Annotated in this window: 14 protein-coding genes and 1 tRNA gene; 3 read left to right on the forward strand and 12 right to left on the reverse strand. The window is 65.0% G+C overall.

The features are described from left to right. Complete coding sequence (locus tag LZC94_04330; GenBank protein ID WXB16508.1) at positions 1 to 1,770, reverse strand: acyl-CoA dehydrogenase; 1,770 nt, start codon at positions 1,768 to 1,770, stop codon at positions 1 to 3. Positions 1,771 to 3,174: 1,404 nt separating this feature from the next. Then, entirely contained in the window at positions 3,175 to 3,627 is a 453-nt protein-coding gene (locus tag LZC94_04335) for a nuclear transport factor 2 family protein (GenBank protein WXB16509.1), read from the reverse strand. A gap of 76 nt (positions 3,628 to 3,703) precedes the next feature. On the opposite strand from LZC94_04335, the gene LZC94_04340 reads away from it, so the two are divergent. Then, complete coding sequence (locus LZC94_04340) at positions 3,704 to 4,369, forward strand: TetR/AcrR family transcriptional regulator (GenBank protein ID WXB16510.1); 666 nt, start codon at positions 3,704 to 3,706, stop codon at positions 4,367 to 4,369. An 831-nt stretch (positions 4,370 to 5,200) separates the two neighbouring features. Here the strand turns inward: LZC94_04340 and LZC94_04345 are convergent. Then, positions 5,201 to 5,431 (reverse strand): hypothetical protein, encoded by a 231-nt coding sequence (locus LZC94_04345; GenBank protein ID WXB16511.1) that lies wholly within the window; start codon positions 5,429 to 5,431, stop codon positions 5,201 to 5,203. Between the two features lie 102 nt (positions 5,432 to 5,533). On the opposite strand from LZC94_04345, the gene LZC94_04350 reads away from it, so the two are divergent. Continuing rightward, positions 5,534 to 5,863 (forward strand): site-specific integrase, encoded by a 330-nt coding sequence (locus tag LZC94_04350; GenBank protein ID WXB16512.1) that lies wholly within the window; start codon positions 5,534 to 5,536, stop codon positions 5,861 to 5,863. Here LZC94_04350 and LZC94_04355 read toward each other — a convergent pair. From LZC94_04355 to LZC94_04365, 3 genes are all read right to left on the reverse strand, one after another. Beyond that, a tRNA-Ala gene (locus LZC94_04355) sits at positions 5,837 to 5,909 on the reverse strand. The genes LZC94_04350 and LZC94_04355 overlap by 27 nt on opposite strands. 86 nt (positions 5,910 to 5,995) lie before the next feature. Further along, positions 5,996 to 6,664: a type III secretion system export apparatus subunit SctR gene (gene sctR / locus LZC94_04360; protein ID WXB16513.1), complete on the reverse strand. Its 669-nt coding sequence runs from the start codon at positions 6,662 to 6,664 to the stop codon at positions 5,996 to 5,998. Next, entirely contained in the window at positions 6,651 to 7,007 is a 357-nt protein-coding gene (locus LZC94_04365) for a flagellar biosynthetic protein FliO (GenBank protein ID WXB16514.1), read from the reverse strand. Before LZC94_04365 ends, sctR begins: the two co-directional genes overlap by 14 nt. A gap of 155 nt (positions 7,008 to 7,162) precedes the next feature. Between LZC94_04365 and LZC94_04370 the strand changes: the two genes are divergently transcribed. Continuing rightward, complete coding sequence (locus tag LZC94_04370; GenBank protein ID WXB16515.1) at positions 7,163 to 8,407, forward strand: aspartate kinase; 1,245 nt, start codon at positions 7,163 to 7,165, stop codon at positions 8,405 to 8,407. A 99-nt stretch (positions 8,408 to 8,506) separates the two neighbouring features. Here LZC94_04370 and LZC94_04375 read toward each other — a convergent pair whose 3' ends face one another. From LZC94_04375 to LZC94_04400, 6 genes are all read right to left on the reverse strand, one after another. Next, positions 8,507 to 9,415 carry an AraC family transcriptional regulator gene (locus tag LZC94_04375; protein ID WXB16516.1) on the reverse strand — a complete coding sequence of 303 codons (909 nt, stop codon included), beginning with the start codon at positions 9,413 to 9,415 and terminating at the stop codon, positions 8,507 to 8,509. Between the two features lie 204 nt (positions 9,416 to 9,619). Then, entirely contained in the window at positions 9,620 to 10,027 is a 408-nt protein-coding gene (locus LZC94_04380; protein ID WXB16517.1) for a DUF962 domain-containing protein, read from the reverse strand. A gap of 53 nt (positions 10,028 to 10,080) precedes the next feature. Next, positions 10,081 to 10,860, reverse strand: coding sequence for a helix-turn-helix transcriptional regulator (locus tag LZC94_04385; protein WXB16518.1), 780 nt, complete (start codon positions 10,858 to 10,860; stop codon positions 10,081 to 10,083). Positions 10,861 to 10,869: 9 nt separating this feature from the next. Beyond that, complete coding sequence (locus LZC94_04390; protein WXB16519.1) at positions 10,870 to 11,490, reverse strand: hypothetical protein; 621 nt, start codon at positions 11,488 to 11,490, stop codon at positions 10,870 to 10,872. After that, on the reverse strand, positions 11,487 to 12,071 hold the full coding sequence (locus LZC94_04395; GenBank protein ID WXB16520.1) for a porin family protein: 585 nt from the start codon (positions 12,069 to 12,071) through the stop codon (positions 11,487 to 11,489). The genes LZC94_04390 and LZC94_04395 overlap by 4 nt, the downstream gene beginning before the upstream one ends. A 446-nt stretch (positions 12,072 to 12,517) precedes the next feature. Continuing rightward, on the reverse strand, positions 12,518 to 14,506 hold the full coding sequence (locus tag LZC94_04400) for a thioredoxin domain-containing protein (GenBank protein WXB16521.1): 1,989 nt from the start codon (positions 14,504 to 14,506) through the stop codon (positions 12,518 to 12,520). Positions 14,507 to 14,899: the final 393 nt, after the last annotated feature.

Here is a 14,899-nt window from a genome sequence, read left to right on the forward strand (position 1 = left end):
TCAGGAGCTCGTTGGCTCGGCGAGCCGCCATGGGATGACCGAGAAGGATCGGCTTTCACGGTGCAGCCGGACGAGAAGCTCCGCGACGTGATCGCGAATGCCATCGGGCACCGGCTGATGAATTCCGACCCGTTGAAGGAGTCGTTGCAAGCAGAGAACGAGCCAGTGCCCGCCGCCAAAAGCGGGATCCATATCTTGCCGATTCCGTGCCCACGTATACGCGCACACGACGGCCGCATGGAGCACGCAGTAGCGCTCGCAGATCGCGAAGAACTCCGGCTTATCGGAAGACGAAGGACCAAACCTTGCACGGTGCTCATCGAGATCGCGGCCTTGATGCGTCACCGCCGTACGCAGCGCAGCAAAGGACGCAGCGAGCGCGCCCGCGACCGACGGCTCCAATCCCGTTTGCACGTCGCCGTCCTCGAGCTGCTCCGACAATCGCTCCACGGCAAAGAGCAGATCGCGAAAGCGCCCATAGGGCACGAGCCGATCCGGCTCGAAGGGCGGCAACGGATGACGCCATGCGAAAATGGTATCCAGGACATCGAGAATGGCGTCGCGAGCTTCCGGACTCGCCGAACGCCGAAAGGTGTTGAGCTGCGGGATCGAAAGACCCACCGTTTGGAGCAAGAGGAAGCCACCCGCGTGGAACATGGGCACGGCGCCATGATCGCGAACGATTTTCTGGAAAATACCGAACTTGTACCCCTCTCTCAAATAGGCGCGGGCTCCAAGCACCTCGCCGAGGTCATCGAGCATGGCGCCGACGGTGGCCGGGACGAAGAACTTGGTCACCGCGGACCACAGTCGCAGCTCCTCCGGCACGATGTGCAGCGCCCGCGCCGTGGCAATCACCACGCAATCGCAGGCGAGCAGATCGACGAACGCGTCCACGATGGTGGCCCTGGGCCTCGCGAGCGCGAACACCGTGGTACCATAGAGGCGCCGCTGTAAAGCAAATTCCAGCACGGCACGCAGCGCGGTATCGGCGGCCCCCAACGAAATGGCCGGCACGACCGCGCGCGTAATCTGAAATGAGCGCAAGGTGAGCTCGACCCCACCCCCCTGCGAACCAATCAAACAATCCGCCGCAAGGCGCGCCTTCGTAAACCGGATGCCGCTAAAGTCGACCCCGCGCGCCCCGTGCGTCATCAACTTGGGCAAGTGGGCATACATATCCCGATCGAGCGCCCGCTTATCGACGAGAAAGAGCGAAAACCCACGCGGCCCGCCGCGCTCGTTCGTCCGCGCAAAGATAGTTTGCACGTCGCCGACGGTCGCGTTGTTGACGAACCACTTCTCCCCGTCGAGGACGTACTCCCCCGATTCAATCGCTTGCGCCACCGTTTCGGTCGCCTGAAAATCGCTGCCGTGCTCCTTCTCGTGGTACCCCAGCGCCATCCGCCCACCCGACCGTATGTAGAGCGCCGTGCGCTGGCGTTGCGCGGTGGAACCCGCGACCCACACATGGACGGCCGCGAGGAACGTTTTGTGGTGGGCAATCGCCACCGTCAAGTCACGCCGTCCGACGGTACGGGCGATGGCGGCCAACACGTCGAAGCTCGCGAGCCGTCCGCCGTCCGTAACTGGGATATAGTAGTCATTTATCCCCGCGCGATCGAGCACGGCACATCCGTCACGAGGATATTCGTCGCGCTCGTCCAGCTCCACCGCGCGTTTGAACGAGAGCACCTGCTCGCGATCATTGGGATCGCCGAGCTGCGCTTCGAGCCGCTCGATGACGTGGTAAGCCTCGGGTATGTGCATCCTCGATCCTTCGGTGCTGGGTCGGCATGACTTGGCTTGCCGTCATCTCTCGTAACCTGGGATCGCGCGGTGCCGCAAGGCTCGTCGTCGATCGCGCGCGGCGGCGCGTACGCTCGGCTGAGCTCTCGAAGAGCTCGGATGTTTGTTCGAGCACGGCCGCCATCGATGCGCGGAGGACGAGATAGATTCGTCACGTTCACACGTATACGACGGGCATGCATCGTCGATATGCCATTGTGGTGCGCGCGCTCCTCGCGGGGTTCGTCCCGGCGCGCAAAAAGATTACGACAGCGAATCCTCCAGGTGAAGGCGCGCACGTATCGCGGTGTTCGATCGCGTGGAGAGCGAGGACGCCTCGGTATTTCAAATAGGCGCGGATGGGCGGTCGCTGACCTTCGAGGTTGCGGCCATTTACCTTGAACAGTCGTGAACGCCCACGGCGCCGTTTCATGCGCCTGGTGGCACGTGGACGATCTTCGATGCGGGAACGAAGGATGGAACGTCGTTCGGATTCGGATTCGGACGCCCGCCGCCCGCGGCGCGATGGCGATGATCTTCGTGGTGCTCACGGCGCCCATGACCTGGGCGGGGGACACTGCCTGGTGGCCAGTTTGACTGGGGCGGTCGCCCGATCGCGAGAGCGGCAACGTCTCGTTCATCGTTTGCGCGCGTCTTCGAGGGTGAGGTGCCCGAAGAGAAATCGGCGCAGCCTCTCTCGCCCGATCCGTTTTCAGCCGTCTTCCTCGGGACGGACCTTGCTCGGTCGACCTCGGGTGTCGAGGGGGGACGGCCGGTGGATACCACGCGATAAAGCTCTTCTTGCAGAAAATGGCATCGACGCGGAGGTCTTCTTCAACTTCAATCTGAATGAGAAGAAAGGTGAATTTCGAGAGAAGGACGCGGACTACGCCAACGACGTGATCGCATTTCTTTGGGTAACGGAGCTGGCGACGGGATCGGTGCGCTCCATTCCGATTGGTGAGGAGGATCTCCATGCATTTCGCAGCGGCTGTCTGCGATGGGCGAGCTCACGTTAACTCGAATAGGCGGCCCAATCGCTGCGAGGTCAACGACGCCTCCCTCGCATTCCGCGACGAAGGTTTTCTCGACGTGAGCACGATGAAGCTCTCCGCCAAAAGCCGCTCCAGCGAGCGAGGCTCGACCTTCGGTATAGCGCCCCTCCTCGGCCAGCGGTGATTCGGTGCGGTTCACGAAGGCGACGGTCGTCGCGCCCGGGCCGTCGCATTCCCGGGGCTCGAGGAAGACGTAGGCACCCTCGATGACGATAAGTCGTTTTCGTTCGCAGTCGAGAGCGGCGGCCGCGGAATCCGTGTCGGTCGCACGGTGCTCCGATGAGGCGATTCGCGCGTCCCTGGTGGTCGTCGAGCGAGCCCGGGAGCTCCGTCAACCTGCGATAGGAGCCGCGCTCGCCGCGGCGACTCCTTGCGAGCTCAGGATCCCGAGGTTCTTCTCGATCCGGGCGGTGTCGCAATAGACGCGGAACTCGATCGCTTTTCCCCATCGCAGCCGCAGGATGAAGACGCCTTGATTCGGGAGCGGCTTGCCGTTGCGATCCCGCGCCTCGTCCACCCATTCGACGGCGGCGTGCGTATTCCACGGGGGCCCCGCGACGATCAGCTTCCGAATGTCGAATCGAATCCCCGGAAAGACATTTGCCAGCCGTTCGTACCATTCCTTGATGCGAGCCGGTGATTTCCGCTCTCCGGAGAGCGCGTGCTGCCCCGCAAACCAGTGCACGGCGCTCGGACCAAATTGGCGCGTGATGAAGGCGTAGTCACCCGCGTTGAGTCGCGCGAAGACCTCCCGCAAATGGCGCCGGACGAAGAAGTGGTACATCTCCTCGACTATAGCGCCAATGTTGATGGCGTCAATATTGGGTGCCGAAGCCCCTTCACCGTGATAAACGTAGGTCGTGGGTAGATCGTCCGGAGGACCGCGGCCGCAAAGGAAACCCGCCGGCAGGTATCATCACGGCGAGCTTCGCCGCGCCCTCCTCGATGCCGCGCTCGGCATCATCGAAAAGGACGGCACCGGCGCCGTCTCGCTGAGCGCGGCCGCGCGTCGCGTCGGAGTCTCACCCCAAGCGAGCTACAACCATTTCCGTGACAAGGGCGCATTGCTCGCGGCCATTGCGGAAGAGGGGTTGCGCGCGCTCGAGGCGAGCATGCGCGCGGCCGGCGCTCCCGGTCTCGGTGAAGGCGAGCGGCTCGAGGCCATCGGAGTCGCGTACGTCACGCACGCGAGCGCCCATCCAGCACACTTTCGATTGCTCAGCGCTCCGGAGCTCGCAGACAAGACGGAGCACCCGCAGCTCTTGGCCGCTTACGAAGGTGCGTTCGGCGTGCTCCTCGCGGCCATCGAGGCGTGCCAAGCGACCGGCATCGTACGCGGAGCCGATACGCGGAAGCTCGCGGGCGCCGCATGGGCGATGGTGCACGGCGTGGCGTGGCTGCTCGTCGATGGTCAATTCGGGATCGCCGGAGCCGACGCTACGCACGTGGCGCGCGATTCGGTGCGGGTGCTGTTCAAGGGGCTGGAAGCACGCGGCCCGCGTGAATCGGCGCCCCGTCGCAAATGAGGGGCTTTCGTCGTGGCAACGTGGCTGATTCGACGATGGCCTTTGCGCGCGAGGCCCCACTGGGAGCGAGTTTCTGACGGGCGGAGGGGAGACGATGGCCGAGGATCGGCCGACTTGGGCGGGACACCGTCCGTTGCCGGTCTCGAGCCAGTGCAAGTATGCCTTGGTCTCCTTGATGGTGAGCGCGAGCCGTCCGTGACGATCCAGTTCCACGAACGCCGCGCACACGTCGGCTTCGTCTTCTGGGGATGGCTTGTACGGTCTCGCCGGAGCCTCCAGTGCCATGCGGGCAGTATGGGCCGGCTTACCTTCAGCACGACGAGACGACACCCGAGACGCTGAGGAACTTTCTCCGTCGGCTTCGGTGAAGCCCGCTGCACCGATCCCGGCTGAACCCACGGGCATTCGCGGCCTGAGCATCACTTCGTGGTTCCGAGTTCGCTTCCACCGAACCGAAACCACTTAGACTAAGTGGAGCAAAGGGGGATCGAACACCTTGGCGGAGGGCGAGGCGGAGAGTTGTCAAGTGTCTGATATTTCAAATGAAATTTCAATCGATGCGAATGTGCTGTCGCCAGCTGTCGCTCACCCGACGCCGCCGGAAGACGGCTCGCGACGCGAGACGCCAAATGGGGCGCACGTTGACCCTGTCGAAGCGGCTCTAGCGAGAGCGCTCAAAGAGGCGGCACGAGAGCGTCGATGGGACGTCGTTGCTCAGCTCGCGCGAGAGCTCGAGGCCCGAAGGTTAGCCGGTAGGGGATAAGCGCGCCTAACGAGTGCTGCCATACCAGGGTGAACGTCGATGGGACGAATTTTCCGGAACACCGTGCGCTATTCGCGCACGACGTCTTCGGCGCTGGTCACGGTCAACGCGCGCTGGAGCCAGCGCTCAAGCACGGTCGAGTCGGTACAGGCAAGAATCTTCGCTCGGACGGTGTCGCTCACCACGACGTTGCGCGTCTCAAGCACCGTGAGAACTGCCCGAGCGCCGCCCTTGGCTTCAGCCTCGGCGATCTGTCGGCGGAAGGTCTCGCTCTTGAACTTGTAACCGGTGAGATCCATCTCCGCTTCCAGTGTAGCACGGTCTTCGACTCCGAGCGCGGAGAGGATTAGGTCGAGGTAGAGGGTTCGGCGATCGTCGGCTAGGTTACCTCCGATGGTGGCGTGGGCAGCGGGGCGGTCATCCGCGACGCTCAGCGAAAGAACATCACCTTCCACGACCTACGCGCGACTGGCATCACCTGGATGGCCGTTCGAGGTGACGATCCTCTCCGCATCAAACAGAGGGCGGGCCACAAGTCCTTCAGCACGACCGAGGGCTACATCCGCGAAGCCGAGAATCTCTCCGTCGGCTTCGGCAAACCCTTCCCAAGTCTTCCGGCTGAGCTCACCGGCATTTTTGGCTTCGATAGTGGATTTATGGTCTCGAGCTCGCTTCTAAGTACTCGGAATTCCACAAATCAAGAGTGGAGCAAAGGGGGATCGAACCCCTGACCTCCGCATTGCGAACGCGGCGCTCTCCCAGCTGAGCTATTGCCCCAACGTGAACGGCGCGGACTTTACGCGGGGCGGATCAGAAGTCAAGCGCTCTTTCTTCGCCACCCCCGGTGGCCGCAGGAAACGCCCTCAGTGGTAGCCAGAAACAAGCGATTGGGCGAGCAGCCCCCAGCCGTTGATGGCGACGAAAAGGAGGAGCTTGAAGGGAAGGCTCACCTGGGTGGGGCTGAGCATCTGCATCCCCAGCGCCAACAAAACGTTGGCGACCACCAGGTCGATGACCAGGAAGGGCAGGAACAACAGGAACCCGATGGCAAACGCCTCCGTCAGCTCCGTGATCACGAACGCCGGTACCAAAACCGGCAAATCCCGGTCCGTCACGGCCGCCCGCTCGGCCTCCGGACGTGACCTCTGGGCAACCTCCACGAAGCGCGCTTTCTCCCGGTCGCTCGCATTCTTCGCCAAGAAATCGCGCATGGGCTCGCGCACCGCCTCCAGCCCCTGGCGAACCAACGTCACCGTATCCGGGGCGCCCTTGCCCCCCAGCAGCGGCCCCGCCCGTTCGAAAATCTTCTGCCCCACCGGCTCCATCGCCAGCAAGGTAAGCGCCGTCGCCAATGCCAGAATGACCGTGTTCGACGGAACCGAGGAGGCCCCGATGGCGCTTCGGACGATCTGCAGCACCGTCGAGATCTTCACGAACGCCGTGACGCTCATGAACGCGAAAGGCACGAGCGAAACCAGCGCCAGGGCAACCACCAGCGCCAGCGGCCGGCCGAGGGCATCATCCATCGCCATTCGAGCTCCGCCTCCCAAGTGCACGAGCGAGCACGTCCGAGAATGCGCGCCCTGGCGAGCCCCCGCCCGCCGCCACCGCCTCCGGAGGAAACGCCGACTCGGGCAACTCGGCCAGCTTGGTGAAGCCGCCTTCGCCCACACCGACCACGAGCACCTGTCCGCCGACCTTCACCAGATAGATGCATCGGCGGGCGTCGAGGGGAAGTTGTCCGATGAGCTGAATCGCCCCGCTCGTCTTGCCCATCCCCAGTCGCTTGGCACCGTAGAGGACGACAAACGCAATGGTGCAGACTGCCACCAATGTTACGAATGTTTCGACGATGTAGCTCGCGTAGGCGCTCAAGGTCTTGCGTCCGATCCGTTGCCAGTCGACTTCATTTCACATAAACATGTCGAGCTTTCTCGCACTCACCTGGGTGCGTGAAGGCGGGCGGCTCCCTCGCTCGAGGTGGTCCGTCCAAACCCAACCTACAATGTGACACTCATTAAGGGGAGCTCGTGGCGCTCATCGTCCAGAAGTTCGGTGGCACCTCGGTCGGATCGATCGACCGCATTCGCAATGTTGCCCGACGCGCCCTCGCGACCGCCGCGCAGGGGCACGAGGTCGTCGTTATCGTCAGCGCCATGAGCGGCGAGACGAATCGGCTGCTCAAGCTGGCCCACGAGGTCACGCAGATCCCGGACGCCCGCGAGATGGATGTCATCGCGGCGACTGGAGAGCAGGTCTCGGCCGCCCTCTGCGCGATGGCCATTCAGGCCGAAGGGGGCAAGGCCCGGTCCCTGCTGGGGCATCAGGTGAAGATCCTGACCGACGGCGCCTTCACCAAGGCCCGCATCAAGGCCATTGAGGGCTCGAAGATCTTCTCCACCGTGAAGAAGGGCGCCATCGCGGTGGTGGCCGGCTTTCAAGGCGTGGACGAGAACGGCGATATCACCACGCTCGGACGCGGCGGGTCGGATACGACCGCGGTGGCCGTCGCCGCCGCCATCGGCGCCGATGCGTGCGAGATCTTCACCGACGTCGACGGCGTGTACACGACCGACCCGAACGTGTGCCCATCGGCGCGCAAAATTTCGAAGATTTCTTACGAAGAAATGCTGGAGCTGGCCTCGCTCGGGGCCAAGGTGCTCCAAATCCGGAGCGTGGAGATTGCCATGAAATATGGCGTACCGGTCCACGTTCGAAGTTCGTTTTCCGACGCGGAGGGAACCTGGGTGACTAAAGAAGATCAATCGCTCGAAGACGTGGTGGTCACGGGTGTGGCGTACGACAAGAACGAAGCTCGCGTCGTCGTCACCGGTGTGGAAGACAAGCCCGGCATCGTGGCGGAGCTCTTCGGCGCCATCGCCGAAAAGAACGTCTCGGTGGACATGATCATCCAGAGCCCCGCTATCGCCAGTGGTCCGAATGGCGCGGGCGAAGGCCGCACGGACGTTGCATTCACCGTGCTCAAGACCGACCTCGCACGCGCCAAGCCCTTCATCGACGAAGTGGCCCGCTCGCTCGAGGCGACGTCCGTCCGGTACGACGAGGGGATCGCCAAGGTCTCCATCGTGGGCCTCGGCATGCGCTCGCACGCCGGCGTGGCCGCCAAGATGTTCCGCATCCTCGCCAAGGAGGGCATCAACATCTCGGCCATCTCCACCAGCGAGATCAAGGTCTCCTGTCTGGTGGCCGACAAATACACCGAGCTCGCCGTGCGTGCCCTGCACGACGGATTCGGTCTCTCCGATGCGGTGTAGTCGCTCCTGCTCCCATCGCTCTCAATAGAGAGCTCCCAGTAGAGCCCAGTAGAGAGGGAGAAGCGAGGGAGAGGGCGGCGCGCGGCCGCGGCACCGATTCTATGTTTCTTGCATGGAATCGGGTGCCGGCGGCAGCGAGCGTCGGAACTCGCCGGGGGTGGTGCGGCGCCATTTCATGAAGGCGCGCTCGAAGCCGCTTCGGTCCGCGTAGCCGAGGCGCAGCGCGATGGCCTTGATGGTCCACTTCGGATCCCGCAGGTACGACTCCGCGAGATCCCGGCGCACCTCCTCCAGCTCACCTTGAAACGAGGTGTGCGCACCTTGGAGCCTTCGCTGCAGGGTGCGCGGGCTCAGGCGAAGGCGCTGCGCCAGCACGCGAAGGGTCGGCGGGGTCTCCTCGCGCAGGCAGAGACGAATCTGCTCTTGCAGCCCCGGAATGCGCTCGGCGCGCGAGGACTCGGGGGGAAGGAGTGAGCTCGCGTAGCTGTCGAGCCACGGCAGGAGCCGCTCGTCGCTGGTGTTGATGGGGAGCGAGGCCACCTTGGGATCGAGCACGAGCTGGTTGCGGCCCACGTCGAACACGAGGTTCGAGGTGCCGAAGAACTGCTCGAGCTCCGACACGTCGGGCGGGGCAGGGTGCGCGAACTCGGCGCGCAGGGCTGGAACGGGGGTTTGCGAGGTATCGCGAACGAAGCGCAGAAAGCACGCCATCGCGAACTCGTTGGCGTGCCGGCCGAGGCCGTGCGGCTCTCCCGGGATGCGATGCACCAGGGCGAGCTCATCTTCAGTTTGGCGAAGCTCGAGACGGCTTTCGGTGACCAACGGCATGTACCGCACCACGCGGAGCAGCGCCTCGCCCACGTTGGGGGCGTGGTGCGCGGTGAGCTCCAGGATACCGTAGCTCCCGCGTGGACACGTGACGCCCACGTGAAGGCCGACGAAAGGATCTTCCAGTCGCTCGGATGCGAGCTCACTGGCGGTGCGGTAGACAGTAAGCGGAATCGTCATCTCTTTGATGAGGGTTCCGCTCGGTTCCGGGAGGGCGAGCTCGGCGCAAATGCCATCGACGATTGCGCTCGCGCCTTTTGCCCGTGCCCAGTCGAATAGGAGCGCGAGAAATGGCGATCGGATAAGCATGGAATCGTGGGGTGCGGCAGGAGGATGCGGCGCCAAATGGGCCACGGTGATCGTGTGCATCTCTCTTCGCTTACGTCATTCACGTGACGAACCTTCCTCACGAAAAAGCGCGCGCCCGAACTGGCCGCTCAACACATAGCGGGGGAATGTGATCCATTGCTCGAAGAAGAGTCGAGCGAGCACGTCCAAAGGACCGCGGAAGGGTTCCGGGCGATTTGCCTCCTTTTCGTGCCCGCGACCTTGTGCGGCAACCGCGACGATCATCGCGAAGAATCCACCTGCGATGGCCCCCAGCACGCCCTGCCAACCGGCATGCATGGCGGGCGTGAAAGGAGCCAGGATGCCTGCGGCCATCGCCAAAGTCCCCATCATGAAGAGAGGCACCGTGACGGCGTGAATGATCAAATTTTTACGATGACTATGAACTCTGCCGTATCCATTCCATTGACGCGCGAGAACTGTGTCGTGCTCGTGAGTGTTCATACCCCGAGCATGGGATTTCGCTCGGCGTCGCTCTTGAACGAACTGGCTGCGACTTAGGGCTGCAGGGCCGAAGGGGTCATGCCGAACATGCGCCGGAAGGTGCGGCTCATATGGGCCGAGTCGGAGAAGCCGGCGGTGTGGGCGGCGTGCGCGAGCGGGAGGCCCGAGGCTACGGCCGCCGCCGCGCGCTGCAGCCGCAGCCACGCGAGGTAAGGTCGCAGCGGCAGGCCAATCGACTCCGAGAACGCGTGCATCAGGCGGCCGGGCGAGAGATCGACCGCCTCGGCCAGCGCCTCCAGCGAGGTATCGGCCCCCGCGGGCATGGTGCGAAAGAGTCGGAGGAGCTTGCGCACGCGCGGATGAATGCGGCGCGGCACCGGGCGCGCTGCACCCCCGAGCAAGGCCGCGGCGCGCTCCGTCCATGCCACACCGTCCTTGGCCATCACCGCGAACGGATCCGTTTGGTCGCGCAGAAGCTCGTCGCGCTCCTTCGCCGAGATGAGCCGCACGGGACCCGTCAGGACCGCGCCCAACGCCGTCCCCACGTCGCTCTCCGGATCGAGGAACACGAGGAAGCACTCGATCCCCTCGGCGTCGATGGCATGGGGCACGTCGGGCGCGGTGAGCACACCGGCGGCCCGCTGCCACGGAGCGCGCGGGTTTTTCCCTGCGCGCACCGCGAGATCGCCCTGGAGCGAGAGGACGATGTGCATCGCGTGGTGCACGTGCGTCACGCTCTTCGAGCCGCGGCCGCGGGTGGCCAGGAGCGGCGGCCAGAGAGGAAGCTCCGTATCGCCCAAGGTCACCGCATACGGCATCGAGGCGACGCGCACGCGCCCTCGCTACCAGCCCCAGACGTACTCGGCGCGCAGAAACGCCGTGGTGTAGCTGGGATAATCCGATATCTTCGACAGGATGAAATGCTGCCGCAGCGCGAGCCCCACGGCCACCGTGCGCGATACTTGGTAGTCGATCCCCAGCGCGATCTGCGCGCCGGCCGCGCCCACGGGATCTTCGAGCGCCTTGCCGTGGAGCAGGTAGCCGCTGGCCAGCACACCGACGTACGGGACCCACTGGATCACGTCGAAGCTGTAGGTCACCCCCGCGCCGAGGTGCGAGGCGAACAGCGAGCGCGAGTCCTTCGTCATGATCGCGGAAGGATTGGCGTACGAGAGGCTGACCACCGACGTCCCCGCCTCGGCGACGAAGTTCAGGCTATCGGTCAGCCCGTACGCATAGTGGAAGCTGCCGCCTCCTCCCGCGGCCAGTGACATGTCCTTCGCCTTGAGCAAGGCGAGGCCGCCGCCGAGGCCGATGTGCTGCTGGCGCTCGAACGCGTGCGCCTCACGGCTGCTCGAGGCGATGGCCGCCATCGCGGCCAGACCCAGCGCGGTGGCGCAAAGCCCGCCGGCGCGCGCGCGCAAACGTGAATGGGAGCGCCAATGCGAAGACGGAGCGCTCATTTGCCCCACACGAACTCGGCGCGAAGGAAGCCGGCGTAATACGAAGTATAGGTGCTCATTTTGGTCAGGAGCAGGTGCTGCCGAAAGGCGAACCCAATGGCAAAGTGCGAAGTCAGCATGTAGTCGACACCTACCGCCAGTTGTACTCCAAAAGCCAAGACCGCATTATCCAACGTTCCACCGGTGAGCGCGGTTCCCGTGGCCATGACGCCGCCGTACGGCACCCATTTGCGCGTGATGTCGAGCACATAGCCCATGCCGAGGCCAAACGTATCGACGCGGGTCGGGCGCGTGTGCGGGATCTCGGGGCCCTTGTCCTCGTCTTTGGCCACGATGAACGAGGTGCCCTCACCGATGAATCGAAGCGCGTCGGTGATCTGGTACGCGTAGTGGAGCGCGAGGCCAGGGCCGATGGAGTGGGTGGTCTTGTCGTCGACCTTGAGGATGCTGAGGCCCGCGCCGAGGCCGAGGTGGTGCTTTCCCTCGGGCTCGTCCGCGCCGCGACCCGAGCCCCCTGCGTGCGCCTCGCGGGCGTGGGCCACGAGGCCGGCGAGGCAAACCCAGGCGACGAGATGGCGCATCGCCAGGGCGCCTGCGCCGGCCCGCGGCGGGGGCCTCGAGGTACCTGGTGCGCCCGCAGGCGAGGGCCTCGGTGCGCGCGATGCGCACGCGGGCGAGGGCCTCGGTGCGCCCGATGCGCCCGCGGGCGGGGGCCTCGAGGTACCTGGTGCGCCCGCGTGCGAGGGCCTCGGTGCGCCCGATGCGCCCGCGGGCGGGGGCCTCGGTGCGCCCGATGCGCGCGCGTGCGGGGGCCTCGATGCGCCCGATGCGCGCGCGGGCGGGGGCCTCGAGGTACCTGGTGCGCCCGCGTGCGAGGGCCTCGATGCACCCGGTGCGCGCGCAGGCGGGGGCCTCGATACGCTCGATGCGCGCGCGGGCGGGAGCCTCGAGGTACCTGGTGCGCCCGCAGGCGAGGGCCTCGGTGCGGCCGATGCGCGCGCGGGCGAGGGCCTCGATGTGTGGTTCTTCAACGTGCTTTTCCGGCAGGCTTGGCCGTCGTCTCCGCGAGGGCGCGCTCGATGAGGCGCTTGAAGTTTCGATACGGTTGGGCGCCCGAGAGGTAGTAGCCGTTGATGATGAACGACGGTGTGCCGCTGATGCCGGCGTCGGTGGCCACCTTGGCGTCGGCGTCGATTTTCGCGCTGTGGTCGTGCGAATCGAGCGATTGCGAAAAGCGCGCGCCATCGAGGCCCAGCTGCGCGGCGTAGCCTTCGAGCGCGGGGCGATCGAGCTGCTTTTGGTTGGCGAAGAGCAGGTCGTGCATCTTGAAGAAGCCGGCGCTCCCTTTCTGGCGATACGCCTCGGCGGCGGCCTCCGCGGCCAGGTGCGCGTGGGGGTGGAAGGCGAGGGGCATATGGCGGAACACGAGCTTCACCCGTCCGCCATAGTCCTTCAAAATTTGCTCGACCGTGCCGCTCGCGCGCTGGCAATACGGGCACTCGAAGTCGCTGAACTCTACGATGGTGACCTTCGCGGCGGCGTTCCCGCGCACGGGCGCGTCGGTCGCGGGCGCGATGGCCTTGCGCTCCGGCTCGGCGCCCACCTTTCCGTCCTTGATCAACTCGTCGTAGAGCTTGGCCGGGGCCACGCCTTTGGCGAGCACCTCGCGGGCGCGCGCGAGCTCCTGCTCGATCACCGCTTCGAACACCGGCGTGGGCTGCGCGCCTACGATTTTGCGTCCGTTGATGAAGAACGTGGGGGTCCCGTTGGCGCCCACGTCGTCGGCCAGGTACTGGTCGGCCTCGATGCGCGCCTTGTGGCGGTGCGAGGCGAGGGCCGATCGCACCTTCTTGGGATCGAGCTTCGCGTCCTGGGCGATGCTCTCGAGCTCCGCGTCGGCCAGGGATGGTGCGCGGTCGAAGAGCTTGTCGTGCACGGTCCAGAAGCCGCTGTGGCCCCTCTGCAGGTGCGCTTCCACCGCGAGCTCGGCCGCGGGCATCGCCTGCTTGTGGAATGGCAGCGGGTGGTTCTTCCACACGATGCGCAAATCGTTTTTGTACTTCTCGGAGAGCGCTTTGACCGTTTGCTCCGAGCGCTTGCAGAAGGGACACTCGAAGTCGCTGAACTCCACCAAGGTCACCAGGGCGGTGGCCGGCCCCGCGACGGGGCTCTGCCCGACGGGCACCTTGTAGATGGTCTTGTCCTTCGCCGGATCGTCCTTGTCCGCCGCCTCGGCGCTCTCGTCCTTCGCAGCTTGATAGTTCGCTGCCGTCATCTCGAGGTAGACGCGATCGCGCGCGGTCCCAGCGGCGACCTTTGCGCGCGCCTTCTCCGCTTCCGCGTCGATGATCTCACGAAACGCTTCGGTCGGGCGTGCGCCCTCGAGCTTCACCCCGTTGATGAAGAACGCGGGGGTGCCATCGACGTGCACATTGCCCGCGAGCTCCATGTCGCGCTCCACTTTGCCGCCCCACGTATGCTTATCGAGGCCGGCGAGGATGCGCTTTCCATCGACGCCCGCCGTGTTCACCCACGACGCGATCTCGCTCGAGCCGACCCGCGACTCGTCGGACGCGCTGCGCGCTTTCATCCCGGCGTAGGCCGCGCGATGAAACTTCCAGAACGCGTCGTTGCCGCCCGTCGCGAACACCCCTTGCGCGGCCTCGGCCAGCACGCGCGCATCGGCATGAAAGGGGAGGGGAAAATTCTTCCACACGATCCGCAGCTTTTCGGGGCCGTACTCGGCCTGGAGCCGCTCGAGGCTCTGCTCGGCGCGCTCACAAAACGGGCACTGAAAATCCGCAAACTCCACGATGGTGACGGGGGCCGTACGGCTTCCCCACACCGGGTCGTCGGGTCCAATGGGGATCGGGCCCTCGTTCTCGCTCGTCTGCGGCGCCGCGTCCGCGCTCACCTTGGGCGCCTCGGCTTTCTGCGCCGGCCGCGACGCGGGGTACGGTGCACTTCCACAACCTGCGAGCAGCATCACCACGGCGCATCGAAGCCAAGCTTTCATTCGGATCTTCTTTCTCTACCTCGAAACCTCTTCACGAGTCGCTCTTGGAACGAAGAGGGATGTTCGGTCCCCGCTCGGGGGTGATTGTCTGCTCGAGCGCTCGCGAGCTCTGCGAGTCGCTCTTGGAACGAAGAGGGGATGTTCGGTCTCCGCTCGGGGGTGATGTCTGCTCGAGCGCTCGCGAGCTCTGCGAGTCGCTCTTGGAACGAAGAGGGGATGTTCGGTCCCCGCTCGGGGGTGATGTCTGCTCGAGCGCTCGCGAGCTCTGCGAGTCGCTCTTGGAACGAAGAGGGGATGTTCGGTCCCCGTTCGGGGGTGACGTCTGCTCGAGTCGCTCGCGAGCTCTGCGAGTCGCTCATGGAACTCCGTGTGCCGCTCATGGAATTCGGCGTG

This window comes from Sorangiineae bacterium MSr11954, from assembly GCA_037157815.1.
Lineage (GTDB): Bacteria > Myxococcota_A > Polyangia > Polyangiales > Polyangiaceae > Pendulispora > Pendulispora albinea.